Source organism: Azospirillum sp. TSH58 (assembly GCF_003119115.1).
Lineage (GTDB): Bacteria > Pseudomonadota > Alphaproteobacteria > Azospirillales > Azospirillaceae > Azospirillum.
In genome coordinates this window covers 38,884-57,303 of sequence record NZ_CP022364.1, presented here as the reverse complement: position 1 = coordinate 57,303, position 18,420 = coordinate 38,884, and the positions used below count along the sequence as shown (strand labels likewise).

Sequence of the window (18,420 nt, the reverse complement as noted above, 5' to 3'; positions counted from 1 at the left end):
TTTGTTACGTTCAGACGAAAGGAAAACCACAACCGTTGAATAGCCCAAACGATGACGATGCTGCCGCTCCCATGGGACATCCCAGGTCCATTCGCCGACATGGCCGTAATGGCGTCACGGCTCAATGCATTGCTCGTCATCATCGATCCAAACGATAACATCGTTTACGCCAGCCAAGATAAAAAGCGCCTATATCCGTTCATCGACTTTTCTGCGCCACTAACCTTCGAATCAATGCTGCGCTCGTCATGGAAACATGGAGCGGATAACGGAATCATCAGCCCACCAGACTTCGAGGCGCAGCTTGCTGATGCACAAATTGCCCGTCGAAGCCCTCGCCTTGAATTCACGCGCCGATTTCCAACCGAATTGATCTGCGCTCACATCCGTCTCGACAACGGGTGGAACGCCCAGTTGCGTGTCGAGCCGGATCGGGCTGGCCTTCGCCAATACTTCTCACGCGACATTCCGACCTTCGGACTGCTCGAAGCGATCCGGCAAAAGGAATCTGCCGAGCAATGCGCCGCGGCCCTCGACTGCTTGGCATTCGGCATCGCAGTCCTGGGACCTGATAGACGGATCAAGCACAAGAATACCGCCATGACCGATCTCATCAGCCGGTCCGACGGCTTGCTGGTGGACGAGTACGGGCGCCTATCAGCGCTTCACGGCGATGACACTGCGGAACTATCGCGTCTCGTGGCGCTTGCCAGCTTGGGCCGCCTCTTAGCGCCGACCGCGGCAACCAGCATTCGAGCTGCAGCAGGAAGGTCGCACATCGTGTCGGTATCGCGAGGCGGTGATTCCGTTGGATCAGCGGTCGTGATGGTCGCGCCGGCCAGTCTTGATGTCGCGGCCGTTTCCGACGTGCTGCACCGAGACTTCAAGCTAACCCCCGCGGAGGCTGAACTGGCCGCCATGATCGGCAACGGCTTCACGAACGACGACGCTGCCAAAGAACTCGGAAAAGCGCCTGGCACCGGGCGCGAGCAAGTCAAGAACATCCTGAAGAAACTGGATGTTGGGGCACTCGCCAACCGCGGTCAGACGGGCCTTGCCCGCTGGGTAGCCGTATTGGGGGCGATCACCGGAGCCGCCCGGTTTCGCGGCAAATCATGAAAAGAGGAAAGAACTGATGGATATCTTGAGCAAGGTCCAGGCGATCAACGCCATGAACCTGGAAATTCTGGTCGATGACCTCGTGCGCGGGGGCATACCAAAGGAAGAGGCTGCGGTGGCAGTTGAGCGCTATCGGTCCTTCCTAACCGCTGTGGCCGCCTACCCGACGGAAACCCTCGTCCCGTCGAAACTGGTGGACAAGGTGTGGCACGCCCACATGCTGCGCCCGCGGGTGTATTTCGAGGATTGCATGGTCGCGCTGGGCCAGATCGTGGACCACACTCCAGGAGTCTACGGCACGCCTGCCTATGAGGCCGCCTACGCCATGACGCGCAAGCTCGTCAGCTACGGCCACACGATGCCGGTAGATCCCTACGCGGATCACCCAATGGCCGGCGCCGAGTGCTTCCGCGAGCCGGGCGAAGGCGATGAATGGCCGCTGGTGCGGAGCCGCGCCAGTGCAGCCTGAATGTCGCGGTAGCCCAGGTCGCGGCCAGGCGACCTGGGCGCCTTACCACAGATCATAATGATGAGTTCGGTGATCGGGGTGTGGTTGGCGCCGCTCCCGTTCACCGGCTCAGTCACTCACTTATGGAGCGAGTGATGCGAAAGAATGTGCCCCCGAAATCGAGGGAGCGCAAGGATATGCGCGCGGCAACAGTGTGGCACAAACTAATCGGAAGTGCCGCCCACGCTTAATCGAACTCCAAGTCCACCGCCAAGTGACTGCTCGCCATCACCGATAAATGCGACACCAGCACTCTCCAGCGCGGTCTGCATCCGCTTGATCGAGAGGTCTTCCGTGTTCTTCCCGTTCTCAAAACGGGAGACGGTGTTGACGCCAACCATAGCGGCGGCTGCGAGGTCGCGGACGCTCAAGCGTAGCGCCGCTCGAGCCATCGCGCATTGGCGAGGAGTCATCATGTGGTGAAAATATCACCACAAAGGGGTAGACACAAGCCGAAGGTGGTGGTTACATAATCACCATGTGGGTTGCATAACACCACAACGACATTGCCGCCACAAATGAAAAGCGCCCAGCTGCGCGAACAGCTGGGCGCCCTATCAGCAGAGCCGCGCGAACGGCTCAACGGTCCCCACCAACCTTGGAAAGCCCATGAAGACCGACCCTCAAAATACCATGATACTCAGCGAGGTGCGCGGTGAAAGTGCACCAGGAGAGCCCCCCCAGGACACCCATGCGCTGATGGTGTCGCGCTCCCCTGCCGATGTTCTTGATCTGCAAGGGCGCTGCGCCGTGCTAGCGGAAACGGGCGGTGACGGAGCCGTCGAGGCCGGTGTAATCGGCGATATGTTCGACTGGCTGTTCGGCATCAGCGATGTAGACCCGCTGGCCGGCTACGGCGAATCGGGAGAGGAAGGTGACAGCAAACAGGCCGTCGCATCGGGTTCGAACCTGCCGTCCAATGGAGATGTCGCCGGCCGGCTGAAGCTGTTGGAAGACGCCTTCACAACCACCGTCATGACCGGCAACGGGATGATTGCTCTGGCGAAATCGCTGGGCGCCAGCCTGAAGCAGGCCGAGGCCGACCGGGATGCCTTGCGCAATGAGACGGTGAATCTGTGCGAGGTGGTCAACCGGCTTGTCAGCCAAGCCTGCGCGGCTCATGCGCGAGAGGGCGCGCTGCACGACATCCTGCGCTTCGACCCGACCGCCTTCCCCGCCATGGAAACCGCTGCGGTCGAGTGCGCCGGTAAGCTGTCCATCGATCCGGTCTCATTGCTAGAAGCTTGCGAGGCGATTGCGGCGGCGGCGCTGGGCAGCGACATGCCGGGGCTTAACTGGAAGCCCACCCACCGTCACCGGAAGGGAGGCGAGTACCGGGTTATCGCCCGTGGCGAACTGGAGAGCGACCTGACTGCCGTGGTGGTCTACGAGAGCCAGGAAGGCCGCGTGTGGGTCCACCCCGCCAGCGAGTTCGATGATGGCCGGTTCACCGCCATCTCCACCAGCACCGGGGAGGCGCACTGATGCGCACCAAGAATGGCGACCACACCGTAACCTCCAGCGGCTCCAACGTCTACTCGTCCGGCACCCGCTGGCCCTGCCCTGGCCCCTCCTCCGTCGTCCCCTCGCTGGGCATCCCATTCCGCGATGCTGCTACGCGGCTTGCTGCGCTGGTGAAGGAGCAGGACGAACTTCCCGACACGTCCGAGGCGGACGCCCGCTCGGACGAGATCACCGAGCAGTGGGAGGTGCTGGGCCGGGCGATCCTGGGTTCCATCCCTCGCACGCTCGCCGACAGCGTGGCGGTGATCGATACCGCGCTCTTTCCGGCCATCGGGCCGAACATGGATCGTGCCGCCATGACGCTGTTCCAACGGGTGCGCGGCGTGCTGGTGCAGGCGGCGCTGGATGCGGTGCACCAGGAGGCGCGTGCGAATGGTAAGTCGGCCGGCGGAAGCGGCTCCACGATGATCCCCAGCATCGGGCTGACCTTCGCTGGGGCCACCTCCCGAGCTGCCGCGCTGATCGATGCACAAATTAAACTGAAGGGTAGTGAGAACCCCGACGCCAATGCTGAGCGCGCCCGACTTTCGGCGGAATGGAGCGACTTGTTGTGCGAGATTCTCACCGCCGAGCCGGCCACCCTGGCAGATGCGGTGGCGGTGCTGGACCGGCTGCTCTGCCCACACACCGGCATCGGCGGAACCAACATCGAGGTTGAGGCGCTTACCCGACTCCGGGACCTGCTGGCGCGGCAGGTCGAACAGCAGGATGACGGCGCCGACCGCGGCCCGTTCCTCGCCGTCGTCCGCCGATGGCTGGAGCTGGAAGCGAACATTGGCGCCGAAGGCCAAGACGACGCCGACCTGATCGACTCGAGCAACGAGTCTTTCCGGCTGGCCCGCCAGATCGCGGCCTACAACGGGAACCCGACGCTGGCCATGGCCGCCAAGGCGGTCTTGCTCTGGGCCGGGCACCCAGTGGCCTGCCACCCGGACAGCAAGCCCGGCACCCTGCCCTTCCCGCCCCCGGTGTCGGCTGCCCAGAAGGAGGAGGACGCGCTGGTCTTCGGGCTGGTCGCCGATGCGCTGCGGGCGGTGCCGGAGTTGAAGGCGCTGCTGACCGGCGAAGCGGCCGTTGCGAACGAGGCGGACGACTTCGGCGCAGCCATTGCCAGCCTCGCCGACCGGGCCATCCCTCACACTGCGCCTACGGTCCCCACCGCCATCACCGATGCTATGGTGGAGGCGGGCGCCAACGCCGCCGGCTGCTCCCCCGACGCCTTCCGGGCCGGGTTCGCGGCGGCGCTCAAGATGATGGAGGCTGCGTGATGTCCATCCTGCAGTTCTACACGGATCGGGGCGCGCCGCGCCCCGTCCACACCGAGATCCGCGTCGAGCGCTTGACCCTGCGCGCTGCCGCGGATTGGCAACAGGACATCGCCGCGGAGTGCCGGCGCCGCCGGACCCTCAGCGCTGACCTGTTCGACTGGTTGGAACGGCGCGGCCTGTTCGACCGCTGCACGGTGCTGGCCGCCATGGAGGCCGAGACGCCGCTGCTGTTCCGCCGGATCGGTGTGCCGACGGTGAAGGTTCTCGGCATGGGCTGGAGCCGGTCCATGATCGGCCAGCCCGAGGCCGCCGATCCGCATGCCGATTACGCCCATCGGATCGGGCTAGAGTATGCCGAGGCCATCGGCGCGGGCGAGGCCCTGTTCAACCGGATTGCTGTGGCCGGTGTGGGGCGGCCCTTCGTCTACACCCAAGCGCTGTTCGGGTGGGAGGATCGTGGGCGGCGGGCCGTGCTGTCGGCCATCGATGTGCAGACGCTGCATTGACCTGACGGCGGCCTCGTTCACCAGGAGGGGCCGCCGCAGATACCGAGATCCATATAGACGGCGTGGCGGCCCCACCGCATGAGGTGCAACGGGAGCCGACCGACGTCGCTCTGGTAATAGAGGATGCCGGGCCGCTCCTCCAGCCGGCGCCGGCCACCGCCCCGCCCGCTCCACACCGGCACCGTTTCCGGATCGACCAGCCCAACCACCCACTTTGGGTTCCAGCGGGCCAGGGCGACCAGCCGCACCAGTTCGCCCAGCCGGTGAAACAGCCCGGCGCCGCGCCAGTCCGGCCGGGTCCAGCCAGCCACGATCCAGGCCACCGACCCGCGGGTGTCGTGGGCGGCCTCGCTGGCGACGAAGGCCCATTCGTCCGCCGGCGCGTCGCCGGGAACGTGCAGCGCCGACAGGTCCGCCAGCCGAGCGCCGAAGCTGGACGCGGTGCAGTCGACCAGCACCACGGCGTGGGTGGCGACCACCTCCCCTTCCCCGTCGACCAGCCCAAGCCAGAAGGCCGGAGCGCTGGACGGCTTGGGCAGCAGGGGGAACCAGCTCTCGCGGTGCCGTGCGTTCAGTGCCTGCAGGTCCTGCCAGGACTCGCACAGGATCGGCGTCACGCCGCGGGCGACCAGCTCGGCGCACAGGCGGTCACGCGCGGCGCCCAGCGCCGGGGCGAGCGGGCCGGTGCCCAGGTTCAGGGTTTCGACGAGACGGAAGTCGGGCGCGACGGTGCGCGCCGGGAACATGGCGTTCACGGTTGGTATCCTTTGATTGAACATAGGGGTTGGGTAGTCAGACCGACGATCTGCAGACATCAGTTCGCAGGATCGATGCGGTTGCGCACCTCGCCATAACAGACACAGGCGCGAGGCCAGCGCCTACATCGAGGTATTTCCGATAGCCTCTTGGAACGGGCGAGATAAACGTCTCAACGTCCGCTTGTCGTCTCTTCCATGGAGGACGAAATGGACGTCGCTAATTTGATACGATTTGTCCTGACACACATTCCTTTGATCACCTTTCTACTGGCGATCATCATTCCCACCCTCAGCCGATCTGATCGGACCCCGGAAGGCTATCTGTCCTGGCTGCTGCTGTTGGCCGTTGGAGTCGATGCTCTCTGGGCCGGGCTGTTCCATGTGTTCGCTCCCGAGCGCGCCGCGGCGTTCATCGGGTGGACGACAAGCCCGTTTCAGTTCGAGATCGGCGTCGCCGACATAGCGCTGGGGGTCATGGGAGTGCTCGCCTTCCGCAGATCACTCGACTTCAAGGCGGCGGTCGTGACCTACGCATCGCTGTTCTACATCGGCGTGGCGTACGGCCACTTTCATCAGATTTGGGTTGCAGGAAACTATGCGCCTGGGAACGCTGGCATTCTTCTCGTTCTCACCTGCATCCGGCCGTTCCTCTTGATCCTGCTCCTCATCGCGGCTCAACGGAAGGCAGCCCCGGCGTTGGCGCTTGGGAGGTAGGAAGTAGCTGGCGGAGCGCTGCTTCGTCGCGCTTCCGAGGTACGCAATCGCGCAGCGCGCCGTAGACCAGCCCGGCCATGCAGAGCAGGTCGGCGAGCAGGCCGAAGGTCGAGCCGGTCAGCAGGTCGTGCGCGCCCCAGCAGGCGCCGGCGAGAAGGAACAGGCCGCGCAGCAGGAAGGCGGACCGGCACCAGCGAGCTGCGGTGCCGAGGACCATCCCGGTCGCCGCGCATACCGATGGCCTGCCCGCCCAGGTCGACGCGGCCAGCACCGCCAGCAGGGGCACCGTGGCGGCGTAGAGCGCCCGGCACCAGATCGGTCGGTCATCGGGCCAGGCGGTGGCGACCTGCAGGATGGACAACCCGGACATGGCGGCACCGGTCGCGGCACCGATCAGCAGGTAATGCAGCGCGAAGGCCGCGGCGGAGGCACCCTGTCCGGCCAGCAGAGCACGCCGACCGGACAGCCAGGGCCAGAGGGCCACCAGGATGAACCCGGCGGCCCCGGTGAGGTCGGAGAGGTGAGGAACGGTCACGACGAGTCCCTCACTTCCGGAGCAGCTTGTCCTTCGCCGCGGACCCGGCGCTGGAGCCGACCCAGTAGGACACCACCGCCGACGCCATGGTGGTCAGAGCGCCGAGCATCAGCGTGGCGTTCTGGTCGATCGCGCCGGCCGGCTGGCTCAGCACTCGGTACAGTACGACGCCGAACGTCACCAGGACGATGGCCGACACGACCGGCGCGCCCCAGGAGATTCGGCTACCGGCTTGGGCAAGCTGGACGGTCTGGGCGCGGGCGTCGGCCCGGTCCTCGTTGTCCAGCCGCAGCAGCGCCACGACCTGATCGCCCTGCTGGCGGTACAGCTCGGCCAGCTTCGCCGGATCGGTCTGCACCGCGGCAACGGCGCGCTCGGCGTCCGCCAGGGTGGTGATCGGCAGGCCGGTCACGGCGGAGACGACGGACACCGCGGCCTCGCCGACCTTCTGGGCGGTCTCGCCGGTGCCGAGCGCAGCCCTGGCGACCTCGGGCAGCAGCACCGGGACCAGAGCGGTGAGGATCGGGATGAGCAGTGGCAGCATGATGGGTGCCCCTCCTTCGGGCATGAAAAAAGCCGCCTCGGCGGGGCCGGGCGGCTGGTGAAAGGATACGATAAAACTCAGCATGGATTTCCCAAACGGATAAGTCCGAAACCCCACATTTCCGGTGGGGCGTATCCCATTTAAACAGAAGTAAACAAGAGGGCTTTAGATTACGTTCTCTTCCGATTGAGAGGTGTTGGCGTCATGACCGTTACCTTAACGATTCAAGATTATTCAATACTTGTCATAGAGCCGCATACGCAAGTATGCGATGCCCTTCGCATTATCTTAAATAGCTGGGGATTTCGAGTTCTTGCAGTTAACTCGATCAGATCGGCAGAATGTCAGATGCTATCAAATAACTTCACTCCGAATTTGATCATTGTCGATCTTCCCCTACCATACATTGAAAACGAACTTAGCTTTATTGATGATGTCTCAAAATTCTTGACGCAATCCGATCTTGTCGTGCCGGTGATCGCAATGACTGGGAATTCTGATGACCATTGCCGAACTGCTGTGGAGCAAATGGGATGGACGTATTTGTTAAAGCCATTCCCTGCCAGCGCAATATTCTCTGCGCTGACGGCTATTTCTTACTGGCGCGTGCACTGAATTGATGTTCAGTCCCGTGCGTATTTTCTCTATCGCGTTTGAGGAGGAAATTATGAACATGGAGACCTTCGCAGAATTCCTGGGCACCCAACTGGCCGAACGGCTGGAGAGGTTCAGGGTCGGTTGCCCCACATCCACACGCTTTCACCGGAGGTGGGCTTATGCCTAAGCTCCAGTACAGTAGCCTGACCGCCGTCCGGGGCTACCTGTCCCAGGACCAGATCCTGCTCCTACTGACGGCTGATCCTGATACCGGTGATGTCTGTGTGGCGGAGCCGGGCGGTTCTCTGGAATGGCTAATTGCTGAGTGCTACGACCTAGGGCTGATCGAGCCCGGAGATGGGCCGGGGAAATGGCGTCTCAGCGGTGACGGGTGGGATGCCTGGAACGCGCTGCTGGATTGATGGCGGACATCCCGCCGGCGGTCGGTTCAGCTCGTCCGCTGGTGCCGATTCACCCCTCGCTCAGGAGGCCGGCTCTGTCCGTCTGGACAGCAGGGCGGTGATCACCGGGACCAGCGCGGACAATGAATAAGGCTTGCGCAGGACCACCAGCCGTCCCGGCTCCTCGGCAGGAATATGCTCGCTGAACCCGGTGGTGACGACGACCGGCAGGCCTGGGCGCCGCTGTCGGATGATCCGGATCAGCGCCTCGCCGTTCATCACCGGCATGCGCATGTCGGTCAGCAGGAGGTCAGCCGGATCGGCGGCGTCAGCCTCGACGGCTGCCAGCCCGTTGTGCGTGACGGTGACCCGGAGCCCTTCGGACTCAAGAACCTCGGCCACCACCATGGCAACCAGATCCTCGTCATCGGCCAGCAGAACATGAGGGGGTTCGCGCATCTGTCACCCACATCAACGAGTATATGACTGCCATCTCTATCCAGATAACAACTCATGCACAGCAGCAAGATTGCAGGCTGTTCGTAGCGAAGGCGTCGCCTCGGCCGGCAAGGTGATGCCTGAGGCGGTGGTCGCTGTCCCGCAAGTCGCACATGGGGGACTCCGGAAAAGGAAAAGCCGCCGGGCGGGTGCCGGGCGGCGGGAATGGGTTCAGCAGTGAGTGATTGTTGCTTGAGCGGCTCCTATCAGCGGTGCCGCTGTGACCTCGCCGGCCCCGGAGCGAGACCCCCGTTTCATGTGATTTCTATCACATGTTTTTCGGCTCCAATTCCGCGACGCTACATACCCGAGAATGCAACGTGTTGCGGTGAGCTGCCATGTCATCGAAGAAGCTGAGGAACTTGATGGTCGCCGGCAAGCGCACCAGCATGCGGCTGGAGCCGGCCTTCTGGGATGCCCTGGAGGAGATCGCGCAGAGGGAAGACCTGACGGTGAGCAGGCTGTGCACGCGCCTCGCCGAGCGCGTGGAGGCGCTGGACGTAGACAGCTTGTCGAGCGCCGTGCGGGTCTACGTGATGGAGTATTTCAGGTCGGCGACGCCGTCGCAGGAAGTAGCTCTCTGCGAAATGCCCATTGCGGCAGAGTGACGGGCCGGGAGACGAGTTAGGGCTGGTCAGGCAGAAAGGTCGGTCAGGCTGTTGATCTTCTCGGCAAACCAGCCGGCCAAGCACCGCTTCGAGCAGAAGGAGGCTTCGGCCTGGACGTTGCGGATCGGCAGGCCGTCCAGCAGATCGACCGAGGCCGATCCGGTCAGCTTCTCCAGATCGTGGTCGTGGTAGCCGATGTCGGCGGAGAGCGTCACGGGGAGTTCGCCGTCAGCGATCATTATGGCGCGGCCCGGCGACTCCGCCTTCATGGCGGTGACGTTCAGCGCGTAGAATTTGCCATCCAGAGGCTTGCGGCAGTGGTGGCAGGTCATGGTGGGGCGTCCTTGTCGGGCGGGCGGCGCAGACGGGTGATGACGCGCCGCCCGGCGTTGCGTGGCGGGTTGCCGCTATACGAGACGATCGCCGAACCCGGAATAGAAGCGATTACCCGGACCTCATATACCATGGCGGAGTTCCTCTTCTTCAAGTCGTACAGGACGTCGCCGGGCTTGATTGTGGAGAATGCGACCATGCTGTTCCTTCGTTCATGCGCCCGTTCACCCCCCATCCCCCGGAGCGCCACGAAGAAATGGCGGGGGCTGGGCGGCTGGCGGGTAAAACCTCGGTGCTGTAGGCTCTGGTCAGTCTGCGAAGACGTTTCGGACGTTGGGTGGCGGGGGAGCCTCGGCTCATCACGCACACGTCGCGGACAGTGACCGCTGTGTGGACCGGACAACACGGGCCGGCGTCGGCCCATCTTCGGGTGGGGCGACCGAACGTAGGGGGTGACGTACCTACCCGGCGGTCACGCCCTCAATCCAACTCGTCCCCTGGGATGTCCGGCAGGTCCACCGTCTGGCCGGCGAGCGCGTGCGAGCTGTCGCCACAGAACTCGATCCGGCCCGATCGGATGGAGTGGTGACCGGGCAACGGGGAGGATAGCAAGCGGGAATTTGCCAGCCTGGAGTCAAACCACAATATGTCAGCAAAACTCCGAATGCTCCCTATAAGAGGCCCGTGGTACCAAACCCCTGATCTGAAGATGGGCAGCGTAATCGTAAGATATTGGGCTTCCCGTAGGAACCTCTATCCAAGCCTTTTCCTTGTGTGAGAAGTCTTTTATTTTTGTCGAAGTCCAGCCAGAGAAGTAATCTCTTACGAGAGTCGCAACTTGGCGCTCTTCCTCAGACAATATAGAAAGGCCAGCGACCCTACTCGATCTGACAATCTCACCAGAGCATTCACCAGCTTCCCACGGCTCAATGATAAGAACACCCATTTCGGCAAGGGAAGAAAATATTGTTCCATATTTATCTGGAACCGGGCCGTAAGGTATTCGTGCATATCGAAGGCCAGTAATGGAGCGCCCATGTTTGAAGAATGACAAGAAGTCAGTATAGAACATAAGCTTGTTCAATTTTGTCTTGAACTCTCCAGCATCAGCGATGAAAGAAACCAGACCGGCAGTCTTTTCAACGCTAAACAACCGGCAGCCGTTTAGGGCGCTTGGCCGAGGAGAGCTGGCCACAGTCATAAGCATTTGCCGCGCGCGCTGTATCGTTAAAGGCACGCTTAGCTTATCAAGTATGAACGCTTTCTTGGCATCCGAAATAGCTCCTGGATTGGCCTCCAAAGCCTGGGCCAACCCATCAACCTCCATCAGCCTAGCAAGCGCTTTATTATGTGCATCGGATTGAAGCGCACCATTCTCATACCGACCGAGGGTAGCCTCCCCCCAACCGAGCAATCTTGAGACTTCGGGCTGAGTTAAATCGTACTCTTTTCGCCAATCACGTATTGCGTTTGGCGTAACCATACCTTTTATTTCACGATAAGCGGCATAGGCGTCTAGCTTCCAGTCTTCATCATTCGAGTTCTCGAACTCTGCATGACAGTTCGCGCAGACCCGGAATGTGCGATACACATTCATGTCCAAGTCACGAATAGATACGGTTTCAGGGCGGCTGACCCTTGAGACGAAGCCAGCCTTGCCGCATGATGGACATGCAGCATCAGCTAAGAATTCGGCTTTCATTTCAGCTCACTCCATCTAACGGCGGGGTAGATTAGGCTGTTGCATCTGCCTTTCCGCAGGATGGAAAGACAAACACTCAGCTATCGGCAGTCCCGTCGATGCGTCGAGCTTGAGCTTAACGTACAGGTTATAGCCCTCGTACTCGCGCATAAACTTCCACACCTCACCTGCAGGCCGGTTTGGGTCGTCGTCTAACTCCGGGCCTGCAGAGTAGTTCTGCACGCGCAGGGTTTTTAGAGCATCGACAACGTCGGCATTCGTGAATCCAGTATCCATTAGAAAGGCGTCATTCTTTTTGGTTTTCCACACATGCACACCATGGGATGCCACAGCCTGCACGAAGCGCCTTAGAAACGCCTGGACCTCAGCGTCGGTTGCCAACTTCTTCGCCCTCTAAGGTACACATCAATTGATGGGTTAGCAAGAGCCAAAAGGAGAGCTCTGCACGAATGACACCCACTGGCGATTGCATAAATGCCATGCGCAACAGGGTTAGGCCAACAGATTTCCGCATCCACAACCAGGCTTGCTAGCTTTGCTAGCCCTAACACAAGCGCAACAAGGCGAAAAGTTCACAAGGCTGCACTACCGCGCCATTTTCGGTCTCACTCTCAAAAATAATGCATATGCGTTCGCAAGAGCGCTCTTATAGCCCCCTCCCGCTGCACTCTGCTTTCTGAGTTCGCCACCCTCAAACCAGCCCCAGCGCAATCGCCGTCCGCATGTCCACCAGCCCGGTGACCGGCAGCCGGTGAACAGCCTGGACCTGCTCGACCGCGTTGGCCGTCCGCCGCCCGAAGTCGCCATCCTCCACGATGGACGGGAAGCCGCAGCGCTGGAGCGCCCGCTGCAACGCGGCCACGTCAGGCCCGACGTCCCCGATCCCGAGCACGCCGTCACCCGCGGCGCCGCGGACCCGCTGATAGGCGGCGGCGAGCTTCTCGTCGTAGGCGTTCGCGGCGAAGGCTGTCCCGTTGTACCCGCGGGCGAAGTCGCTCCAGCGCTTGCCGCGCAGGGCCGGCAGCAGCCCGCGTGCCACGACGAAGGCATTGAAGGCGGCGAGCTGGGCGACGGCGCTGTCCGCCATCGCCCGCACGAAGCTCTCGACATCGCCGAAACCGCAGAGGGCGTGGTTGCTGCCCAGGATCTGCGGCATCCCCCAGGACGCCGCTTTCAGGGCGACCACCGGCCCGATGGCCCGATGCTGGCAGGCCCGGTTGAGTCGGTCGTATTCGCCGGCCGCCGTGCTGGAGTAGAGGCCACGGTCCCAGCTTCGTTCCGCCAGACCAGGCACGGTCACCCCGCCGTTGAGGCGATAGGCGATGTGGGCCTCGAACAGGATCGGCATGCGGCCGTCGGGCCGGTAGGCGCTGCGGCCGCCGGTCTCCACGATCAGGACGGCGCGATAGGCCGCCTCCTCGACGCCGAGGGCAGCGGCAGCGGTGGCGATGTCGGTGGGACCAAGCGGGCGCGCGGCGCCGACTACGGAGGGCAGGCGCACGGCTTCGGCCGCGCCGGAGGGCGTGGTGGTCATGGGTTACTTCCTCATTGGAATTGTTTTAAAAAGCCGTCGCGTTTAGGGTCGCGCGATCTGCCTTCCACGGCAGAATTAGCTGAACCTTGGCGGCTCTCTGGGGCCGCCATTCTTTTTGCCGGTGCGCCAATCCCCGACAGAGGGGAGGTTCAGCGGGTCGCAGCGTTCGCGCCCAGCCGCAGGTGGCCTGTGCTCATCCCCTGGCGCGCGACGATGAGCTGGTGCGCCAGCAGCAGGCGGGCGGCGGCCTCGTCCCCGCCGCAATCGGCCAGGGCCTTGTCGGCGACCTGCTGGGCGTCGTGCTGCCCCGGATCGTTCAGCTTTTCCATGGCCGCTCTCCGGGCACCTGCCGCGACCCGGGCTTCGTGCCGGCCGGCGCGCCCCGGGCTTCTGCCTCAGCGACCGCGGCCTCCTCGACCAGTCGCTGGTTCGTCGCCATGAGGTTCTCGTTCTCCTGCTGGACCCGAACCAGCGCGGTCCGGGCCTCGTCCCGCTCGGTCCGCGTGGTGGCAAGCCGCTCCTCGGTCATACCGATGCGGGCTTCGAGCTGGCCGCGCACCTTCACGGCCTCGTTTCGCTCGTGGGCCATGTCAGCGATGTTGGCCTGGAACTGCACCACCTGCGCTCGGAGGTCGGCGATCTGCTGGCGGAGGTCGGCGCGGATCTCCGCCTCCATCTTCGCGGCCCGGTCCTGCCGCCCGAAGGACACCAACAGCCGCCACGCGACGAGGCTGCCGCCGACCCCGGCGGCGATCTGCGAATAGATGTTGGATAGGACACCGCCATCAGCGGCGGATGATGGATCGGGCATGGGACCTCCTGCGGCCGGCGCCGAGGCGCGGGCATGAAAAAGGCGCCTCGCGGGCGCCGGTCGGTGGACAGGGTTGGGAGTCTTGTCGCGGGCGATCAGGCCCGGAGGTGGGTGCAGGCTTGGTAGACCTGGACGGGCGATTCGGCGGCTTTGACAGCCTCCACCGCGGCGCGGCGCTTGCCCTCCAGGTCGGCGTTGACCGCGGTCCAGGCCGTTGCCGTGGCGCCGACCAGGGCGGCCACTTCGTCCAGGCTGGAGCCGGTGGCGATCGCTTCGGCGGACAGGTAAGGGAACGGGCCGCTGTCGCCAGCCGCATGCCGCGCAGCCTCGTCCTGCTTTTCCAAATAGGTCGCCGACTGCCCGACCGTCACGGTGATGTGGTCCGCGCGCAGCTCGCCGACGCGGGCGTTGATCAGGTCCACCGCGGCGGCCTTCAGCTCGGCGAGCGGCACCACCGGGGCGGCGGGCGGTTCCGGGATCACCTCGCGCTCGGCGACCAGGTTGCCCTCCGCGTCGAAGTCCCGAACGATGATCGGCTCGGCCGGCGGCAAGGCGGCGACGGCGAGCGCCCGAACCTCGGCATTCTCGGCCAGCACCGCCTCGATCTCCTCCGGCTCGGCGGCGAAAACGTCAAGCGGTGCGTCCGGGCAGCTCGGCCCGTAGATGGCGGGCGCCAGTTCGTCCCCGGTTTCCGCGTCCAGCACCGCCGGATGAATCTCGACCAAGGCCCAGCGGAGGAGGTAGCGACCGCCCTTATAGCTGTCGATAATGTTGTGCATCACAGGATCTCCTTCGAGCCTTCCCAGACCAACCGCTTCCCCGTGACGCCGATGGCCTGAAGGCGAGCGGTCTGGGATGCGGTATCAACAACCCACGCCAGATCCATCGTGCTCGTCGTCTCGTCTGGGGTGCCGATCTGCTGACTGCTGATGAGGGTAATGTTCCCGCCGGCCGCGCGCCGGAACGCGCCGCGCACCTCATAGGTCGCTCCTTCGCCCGCCGGGTTGTTGTATTCGGTGACCTTCACCAGAGCGCGGACGACGCGTCGCTGCCCCTCCTCCACGAAGACATGCGACCCCGGCAGCACCACGGCCGCACTGTCGAGGGTCACGCCATAGATTTCTGGCGGGCGGTTCGAGCCAGGACGGGTGACGCCACCCACAGCGATGGCCTCCTTGCCGCCGGTGGCGTCACAGACGATGCCGACCTCGGCAGCCGTGCCGATCAGCAGCACGCCGCCGCACAGGCTGACCGACCGGATGGTGTCGGAGGTGGTGGCGGCAAGCGCCACCTCGTCCAGGTACGACACAGGGCGCAGGCCAGAAAAGATGGTCACACCATCGCCGGTTCCCGCCGCCAAACGCCCGGTCAGGGGGCAGCGGGATAGTGCAGTTATGCCATTGCTCGTCCCGCCCAGCAGGCACTTGGCGCCATCCGCGATTAGCGGGCGCTCGTCCTCATACATGCGGCGGAATTGGACAGGAGATGGGGCGCCGGCCCCAGCGCGGAACATGGCGATGGACGAGTTGGCGTTGGCGGCCAGGGATCGGGCGTTGCCGATTGTCAGCGTGGCCGCGCTATTGGCGAGGGACCCAACGGAGGCCGCCGAACCGGTGGCAACCAGCACGCCATTAACCCAGGCTTCCAGCAGTGTCCCGCGGCGGCAAAACATCAGCAGCACCCAGCCCAAGCCTTGCAAGGACGACGGCAGCACAACGGACGCGTTGTACGATCCATCGCTGACCCAGAAGCGTGGCACTTGTGGAGAGCCGCCAATGTTGTCACACCGCCAGTGTGCGCCGCTGGCAGCCGACCTGTCGAAGAGGACGTTCCAATTCGAGGTGTTGTTCACCCAACAGCCGACCCAAAAATCACCGGTAAAGTCCAGGTCGGCGCTGTAAGGCTGGAGCAGGCAGTTGGACCCGGTAAAGCCGGACCACGCCACCATGTCCGCGCCGGGCGCCACAGGATTGCGCTGGAGCGTACCGTTCGGAATCAGACCCTTGCCCTTGTAGCTGTGATCTGCCACGGCGAGCCGGATCGACACGGCGTCCAGCGTCCCTGTGAAAGACCCGGAAGCATAGAAATCGACGGTCGCGGCAGAAGGCGGGGCAGTCAAATACTGTGTGTAGGTGCCATTCGTGGAGACGGCCACGCCAACGGTCTGTGTCGCCCCTGAGATAGTGGGAGTAAGGGACCCAGCACTCACCCCCGCCACAGTGAAAGTGATGGCGTAGAGCACCCCTGCAGTGAAAGGGACTGGCTCGGAAATCGAGCCAGCGGTACCGGACGTCTTGGTGGCAACGCCACCGCCGATAGCCCACCCGGCGCCCTTGCTCCATACGGTGTCGGTGTCGAAGCCACCGTTGGTCGCGAGTTCAACCGATCCCGTGAGTGCACCCGCTGCCGCGTCGCAGAGTGCGGCGAGCCGGATGTCCCCCGGCAGCCACCCAGTGGCCCAGGTAATCGTCGTAAAGGCGACCATGCCGTTGGACGGGTTCCCCGGATCTTCCTGTAAAAAAGTCAAGCCCGGATGGGAAAACCCACCGTCATTGCCGCCGAAAGCGTTGCCGGCGATCCGCTTGGCCCCGCCGTAGGAGATCAAGGGCCACTCATTGCTGCCACCAACCCGGTTGTACGCCTTGCTTGCCCAGGCTGTGTAGCTGATGGTCTGGTAGGGCACAGGCCCTGTGTACACTGAGTGCCCTGCGGCATCGGCCAGCCACAGCTGTCCGTCCCGCCGCAACTGTACACCCGCCAAGCCCTGCGCCGCCGGGATGTGCACCACCAGCCCATTGGGGTGGATCACGCTCGCGCCAGCCGGCGTCGTCACGACGACTGTCGGGATCGGCATGCCGGTTGGGTCGAGTGGCGCGAAAGGCAGCACCTCCGCGTGCACACCTGTGATCTGCGTCGAAATGAGAGCCGCCGCCGCGAAGACCGCCCCCTCCTGGATCACAGTGTTCCGCTGCGCGAAGGTCCCCAGCCGGCGGCGACGGCCCGAGTTGTCGTACCGCTCGCACCAGTCGCCGGTAAGGCTGACAACGTGCAAACCCATGCCGGTTCCGAAATAAATGTAGCTGTTGCGCGCGAAGACGCTGGTAATCGGCGCGGAGGAGCCGCACAGAACGAGGCCGTTGCCAGTCGGATTTGACGCTCTCCAGAGGCGGGGAACGCCAGTGACCGGGTCGAGGTCCAGCGCATCGTGCAGATACCACTGCTCCTTGAGCGCAGAGATTGCCACCACTGCGGGAACGTCGCGCTTGACCCCGCTGTACGTGCCCAGCGCCTCGGACCAGTAGGACAGGTGCGAGCCCCGCCCCGGTTCGTTCCAGCGCGACCCGTCCGGCAAGCGGTCATCCAGCCTCGTGTCGTAGACATGGACCTGTGCGACCGCACTGGACGATAAAAGCACCTTGTCCACCATCGGGAAGGCGAGCGCGGAGGTGCTGCCCTGCGTGATCTGCGCCACCAGCGCCTGACACAGTTGCAGGATGGTCGCCACCGATGCCTGAGCGGCGAGGAAATTGGCCTGCGACAGGTAACCCGCCATGTCGTCCAGGCCCTGGGCGACCAGCGCCAATGCCCGCGGGAAGTTGGCCTCCATGCCGCCGGGGCCGTCGAGACCTCCGGGGTTGGTGTTGCTGTTGTAGGTGTCGCCGTTGATGGCGCGCAGGTCGCTCTGCGTCGTCATGTGGTGATCTCCTCAAGCGAGGTGGTGCTGCTGGTGTAGGAGGAGGCAAACCAGCGGTTGACGTGTTCGCCTCGCCGCTGGAAAAGGCCGCCGTAGCGGAAGCAGGCCGCCGGATCGTCGGCGTTGGGGAGCCAGACCACCGGCTTCGAGTAGTCCACCCGCCGGGCCAAGTCGAACAGGCTGTCGCGGATCTGCCGACCGTTGACCTGCCGGGGGATGGTCACGGTGCGATACCCGGTCCCCGGCTCGACCGACACCCCGCCGCCGGGAAAGCGCGTCACCTCGTCGGTCGAGACGTAGCCGTCCTCGGCATCCAGAGAGCGCCAGAACTGTAGGCTGTCGGAAATCCAGCCATAGCCCAGGCTGTAGGCGTCTGCGTCGGTTCCGTCCGGCTGGTAGGCGGCCCCGTAGAAGGTCCACCGGGCACTACCGACCCGGCAGAAGGGAAAGGTGACGTGGATATTCGTCGGGTAGAGCTGGTAGTCCTCATCGGGCAAGTCGCCCCGGTAAAGGTTGCTGTCGCCCCACCGGAGTTGCCGCCAGTCGAGCAGGGACGGCACGACCGCCCGGTCCCGGCCCGTCGTTGTGGAGCGCGTGTCGAACAGCAGCCCCGTGAACGCGGTCGAGGCGAACAGTTCCAGCCGGTACCGGGCGGCCTGCCGGAAGTTGGTGCGGAACCAGCCCGCATAGGTGCAGGCGTAGCGCTCAGGGAACACCGCGTTGATCACCACCGGGTTCACGGCGGTCCCGAGCCGGGTCGACACCG

General features: G+C 63.9%; 24 protein-coding genes. 9 read left to right on the top strand and 15 right to left on the bottom strand.

The window, feature by feature from the left end:
- Window positions 1-51 precede the first annotated feature (51 nt).
- On the top strand, window positions 52-1,119 hold the full coding sequence (locus TSH58p_RS32970; RefSeq protein WP_146205885.1) for a helix-turn-helix transcriptional regulator: 1,068 nt from the start codon (window positions 52-54) through the stop codon (window positions 1,117-1,119).
- A gap of 16 nt (window positions 1,120-1,135) precedes the next feature.
- Window positions 1,136-1,588 (top strand): glycine-rich domain-containing protein-like, encoded by a 453-nt coding sequence (locus TSH58p_RS03785; protein WP_109070369.1) that lies wholly within the window; start codon window positions 1,136-1,138, stop codon window positions 1,586-1,588.
- Window positions 1,589-1,791: 203 nt separating this feature from the next.
- On the opposite strand, the gene TSH58p_RS03780 is transcribed toward TSH58p_RS03785, so the two are convergent.
- Window positions 1,792-2,019 (bottom strand): helix-turn-helix domain-containing protein, encoded by a 228-nt coding sequence (locus tag TSH58p_RS03780; RefSeq protein WP_256380065.1) that lies wholly within the window; start codon window positions 2,017-2,019, stop codon window positions 1,792-1,794.
- Between the two features lie 217 nt (window positions 2,020-2,236).
- Between TSH58p_RS03780 and TSH58p_RS33555 the strand changes: the two genes are divergently transcribed.
- The 3 genes from TSH58p_RS33555 to TSH58p_RS03765 are packed head-to-tail and all read left to right on the top strand — an operon-like array spanning window position 2,237 to window position 4,925.
- Window positions 2,237-3,112: a DUF1653 domain-containing protein gene (locus TSH58p_RS33555; RefSeq protein WP_199230138.1), complete on the top strand. Its 876-nt coding sequence runs from the start codon at window positions 2,237-2,239 to the stop codon at window positions 3,110-3,112.
- On the top strand, window positions 3,112-4,419 hold the full coding sequence (locus TSH58p_RS03770; protein WP_109070370.1) for a hypothetical protein: 1,308 nt from the start codon (window positions 3,112-3,114) through the stop codon (window positions 4,417-4,419). The genes TSH58p_RS33555 and TSH58p_RS03770 overlap by 1 nt, the downstream gene beginning before the upstream one ends.
- Complete coding sequence (locus tag TSH58p_RS03765; RefSeq protein ID WP_109070371.1) at window positions 4,419-4,925, top strand: hypothetical protein; 507 nt, start codon at window positions 4,419-4,421, stop codon at window positions 4,923-4,925. The genes TSH58p_RS03770 and TSH58p_RS03765 overlap by 1 nt, the downstream gene beginning before the upstream one ends.
- 17 nt (window positions 4,926-4,942) lie before the next feature.
- Here TSH58p_RS03765 and TSH58p_RS03760 read toward each other — a convergent pair whose 3' ends face one another.
- Window positions 4,943-5,671: a hypothetical protein gene (locus TSH58p_RS03760; RefSeq protein WP_109469292.1), complete on the bottom strand. Its 729-nt coding sequence runs from the start codon at window positions 5,669-5,671 to the stop codon at window positions 4,943-4,945.
- Between the two features lie 219 nt (window positions 5,672-5,890).
- On the opposite strand from TSH58p_RS03760, the gene TSH58p_RS03755 reads away from it, so the two are divergent.
- Window positions 5,891-6,397, top strand: a complete 507-nt coding sequence (locus TSH58p_RS03755) for a DUF6790 family protein (RefSeq protein ID WP_146205983.1) — start codon at window positions 5,891-5,893, stop codon at window positions 6,395-6,397.
- Here the strand turns inward: TSH58p_RS03755 and TSH58p_RS03750 are convergent.
- Window positions 6,348-6,932, bottom strand: a complete 585-nt coding sequence (locus TSH58p_RS03750) for a YgjV family protein (protein ID WP_109469128.1) — start codon at window positions 6,930-6,932, stop codon at window positions 6,348-6,350. The genes TSH58p_RS03755 and TSH58p_RS03750 overlap by 50 nt on opposite strands.
- Before the next feature lie 10 nt (window positions 6,933-6,942).
- Complete coding sequence (locus tag TSH58p_RS03745) at window positions 6,943-7,476, bottom strand: hypothetical protein (RefSeq protein ID WP_109469127.1); 534 nt, start codon at window positions 7,474-7,476, stop codon at window positions 6,943-6,945.
- Window positions 7,477-7,680: 204 nt separating this feature from the next.
- Here TSH58p_RS03745 and TSH58p_RS03740 point away from each other — a divergent pair, with 204 nt between their 5' ends.
- Together TSH58p_RS03740 and TSH58p_RS03735 are read left to right on the top strand one after the other, a co-directional pair.
- The gene (locus tag TSH58p_RS03740; RefSeq protein WP_109072786.1) at window positions 7,681-8,091 is read left to right on the top strand and encodes a response regulator; all 411 of its coding nucleotides are present in this window, start codon (window positions 7,681-7,683) and stop codon (window positions 8,089-8,091) included.
- A 161-nt stretch (window positions 8,092-8,252) separates the two neighbouring features.
- The gene (locus TSH58p_RS03735) at window positions 8,253-8,495 is read left to right on the top strand and encodes a hypothetical protein (RefSeq protein WP_109072785.1); all 243 of its coding nucleotides are present in this window, start codon (window positions 8,253-8,255) and stop codon (window positions 8,493-8,495) included.
- Between the two features lie 60 nt (window positions 8,496-8,555).
- Here the strand turns inward: TSH58p_RS03735 and TSH58p_RS03730 are convergent, their stop codons facing one another.
- Window positions 8,556-8,933 (bottom strand): response regulator, encoded by a 378-nt coding sequence (locus tag TSH58p_RS03730; RefSeq protein ID WP_109072784.1) that lies wholly within the window; start codon window positions 8,931-8,933, stop codon window positions 8,556-8,558.
- Window positions 8,934-9,310: 377 nt separating this feature from the next.
- Here TSH58p_RS03730 and TSH58p_RS03725 point away from each other — a divergent pair, with 377 nt between their 5' ends.
- The gene (locus tag TSH58p_RS03725; RefSeq protein WP_247895514.1) at window positions 9,311-9,580 is read left to right on the top strand and encodes a ribbon-helix-helix domain-containing protein; all 270 of its coding nucleotides are present in this window, start codon (window positions 9,311-9,313) and stop codon (window positions 9,578-9,580) included.
- A gap of 26 nt (window positions 9,581-9,606) precedes the next feature.
- Here TSH58p_RS03725 and TSH58p_RS03720 read toward each other — a convergent pair whose 3' ends face one another.
- From TSH58p_RS03720 to TSH58p_RS03680, 10 genes are all read right to left on the bottom strand, one after another.
- The gene (locus TSH58p_RS03720; RefSeq protein WP_109469126.1) at window positions 9,607-9,912 is read right to left on the bottom strand and encodes a hypothetical protein; all 306 of its coding nucleotides are present in this window, start codon (window positions 9,910-9,912) and stop codon (window positions 9,607-9,609) included.
- Entirely contained in the window at window positions 9,909-10,112 is a 204-nt protein-coding gene (locus tag TSH58p_RS32965; protein ID WP_162600027.1) for a hypothetical protein, read from the bottom strand. The genes TSH58p_RS03720 and TSH58p_RS32965 overlap by 4 nt, the downstream gene beginning before the upstream one ends.
- A gap of 450 nt (window positions 10,113-10,562) precedes the next feature.
- Window positions 10,563-11,615 carry a type II TA system antitoxin MqsA family protein gene (locus TSH58p_RS03715; RefSeq protein WP_109070177.1) on the bottom strand — a complete coding sequence of 351 codons (1,053 nt, stop codon included), beginning with the start codon at window positions 11,613-11,615 and terminating at the stop codon, window positions 10,563-10,565.
- Between the two features lie 15 nt (window positions 11,616-11,630).
- Window positions 11,631-11,996, bottom strand: a complete 366-nt coding sequence (locus TSH58p_RS03710) for a type II toxin-antitoxin system MqsR family toxin (RefSeq protein WP_109070178.1) — start codon at window positions 11,994-11,996, stop codon at window positions 11,631-11,633.
- 310 nt (window positions 11,997-12,306) lie between these two features.
- Complete coding sequence (locus TSH58p_RS03705) at window positions 12,307-13,149, bottom strand: N-acetylmuramidase domain-containing protein (protein ID WP_109070179.1); 843 nt, start codon at window positions 13,147-13,149, stop codon at window positions 12,307-12,309.
- 149 nt (window positions 13,150-13,298) lie between these two features.
- Window positions 13,299-13,478 carry a hypothetical protein gene (locus tag TSH58p_RS03700; protein WP_109070180.1) on the bottom strand — a complete coding sequence of 60 codons (180 nt, stop codon included), beginning with the start codon at window positions 13,476-13,478 and terminating at the stop codon, window positions 13,299-13,301.
- Window positions 13,466-13,960 (bottom strand): hypothetical protein, encoded by a 495-nt coding sequence (locus TSH58p_RS03695; protein WP_109070181.1) that lies wholly within the window; start codon window positions 13,958-13,960, stop codon window positions 13,466-13,468. Before TSH58p_RS03695 ends, TSH58p_RS03700 begins: the two co-directional genes overlap by 13 nt.
- A 95-nt stretch (window positions 13,961-14,055) precedes the next feature.
- Complete coding sequence (locus TSH58p_RS03690; protein ID WP_109070182.1) at window positions 14,056-14,739, bottom strand: hypothetical protein; 684 nt, start codon at window positions 14,737-14,739, stop codon at window positions 14,056-14,058.
- Window positions 14,739-17,654, bottom strand: coding sequence for a LamG-like jellyroll fold domain-containing protein (locus TSH58p_RS03685; protein WP_109070183.1), 2,916 nt, complete (start codon window positions 17,652-17,654; stop codon window positions 14,739-14,741). Before TSH58p_RS03685 ends, TSH58p_RS03690 begins: the two co-directional genes overlap by 1 nt.
- On the bottom strand, window positions 17,651-18,418 hold the full coding sequence (locus tag TSH58p_RS03680; protein ID WP_146205869.1) for a hypothetical protein: 768 nt from the start codon (window positions 18,416-18,418) through the stop codon (window positions 17,651-17,653). Before TSH58p_RS03680 ends, TSH58p_RS03685 begins: the two co-directional genes overlap by 4 nt.
- Between the last annotated feature and the right edge of the window lie 2 nt (window positions 18,419-18,420).

Excerpts from the sequence above, each read along its gene's own strand:
- TSH58p_RS03690 (WP_109070182.1), bottom strand. The coding sequence starts at position 14,739 with ATGCACAACATTATCGACAGCTATAAGGGCGGTCGCTACCTCCTCCGC.
- TSH58p_RS03725 (WP_247895514.1), top strand. The coding sequence starts at position 9,311 with ATGTCATCGAAGAAGCTGAGGAACTTGATGGTCGCCGGCAAGCGCACC.
- TSH58p_RS03745 (WP_109469127.1), bottom strand. The coding sequence starts at position 7,476 with ATGCTGCCACTGCTCATCCCGATCCTCACCGCTCTGGTCCCGGTGCTG.
- TSH58p_RS03715 (WP_109070177.1), bottom strand. The coding sequence starts at position 11,615 with ATGAAAGCCGAATTCTTAGCTGATGCTGCATGTCCATCATGCGGCAAG.
- TSH58p_RS03780 (WP_256380065.1), bottom strand. The coding sequence starts at position 2,019 with ATGGCTCGAGCGGCGCTACGCTTGAGCGTCCGCGACCTCGCAGCCGCC.
- TSH58p_RS03705 (WP_109070179.1), bottom strand. The coding sequence starts at position 13,149 with ATGACCACCACGCCCTCCGGCGCGGCCGAAGCCGTGCGCCTGCCCTCC.
- TSH58p_RS33555 (WP_199230138.1), top strand. The coding sequence starts at position 2,237 with ATGAAGACCGACCCTCAAAATACCATGATACTCAGCGAGGTGCGCGGT.
- TSH58p_RS03735 (WP_109072785.1), top strand. The coding sequence starts at position 8,253 with ATGCCTAAGCTCCAGTACAGTAGCCTGACCGCCGTCCGGGGCTACCTG.
- TSH58p_RS03730 (WP_109072784.1), bottom strand. The coding sequence starts at position 8,933 with ATGCGCGAACCCCCTCATGTTCTGCTGGCCGATGACGAGGATCTGGTT.
- TSH58p_RS32965 (WP_162600027.1), bottom strand. The coding sequence starts at position 10,112 with ATGGTCGCATTCTCCACAATCAAGCCCGGCGACGTCCTGTACGACTTG.
- TSH58p_RS03720 (WP_109469126.1), bottom strand. The coding sequence starts at position 9,912 with ATGACCTGCCACCACTGCCGCAAGCCTCTGGATGGCAAATTCTACGCG.
- TSH58p_RS03770 (WP_109070370.1), top strand. The coding sequence starts at position 3,112 with ATGCGCACCAAGAATGGCGACCACACCGTAACCTCCAGCGGCTCCAAC.
- TSH58p_RS03760 (WP_109469292.1), bottom strand. The coding sequence starts at position 5,671 with ATGTTCCCGGCGCGCACCGTCGCGCCCGACTTCCGTCTCGTCGAAACC.
- TSH58p_RS03700 (WP_109070180.1), bottom strand. The coding sequence starts at position 13,478 with ATGGAAAAGCTGAACGATCCGGGGCAGCACGACGCCCAGCAGGTCGCC.
- TSH58p_RS03695 (WP_109070181.1), bottom strand. The coding sequence starts at position 13,960 with ATGCCCGATCCATCATCCGCCGCTGATGGCGGTGTCCTATCCAACATC.
- TSH58p_RS03785 (WP_109070369.1), top strand. The coding sequence starts at position 1,136 with ATGGATATCTTGAGCAAGGTCCAGGCGATCAACGCCATGAACCTGGAA.
- TSH58p_RS03755 (WP_146205983.1), top strand. The coding sequence starts at position 5,891 with ATGGACGTCGCTAATTTGATACGATTTGTCCTGACACACATTCCTTTG.
- TSH58p_RS03740 (WP_109072786.1), top strand. The coding sequence starts at position 7,681 with ATGACCGTTACCTTAACGATTCAAGATTATTCAATACTTGTCATAGAG.
- TSH58p_RS32970 (WP_146205885.1), top strand. The coding sequence starts at position 52 with ATGACGATGCTGCCGCTCCCATGGGACATCCCAGGTCCATTCGCCGAC.
- TSH58p_RS03685 (WP_109070183.1), bottom strand. The coding sequence starts at position 17,654 with ATGACGACGCAGAGCGACCTGCGCGCCATCAACGGCGACACCTACAAC.
- TSH58p_RS03765 (WP_109070371.1), top strand. The coding sequence starts at position 4,419 with ATGTCCATCCTGCAGTTCTACACGGATCGGGGCGCGCCGCGCCCCGTC.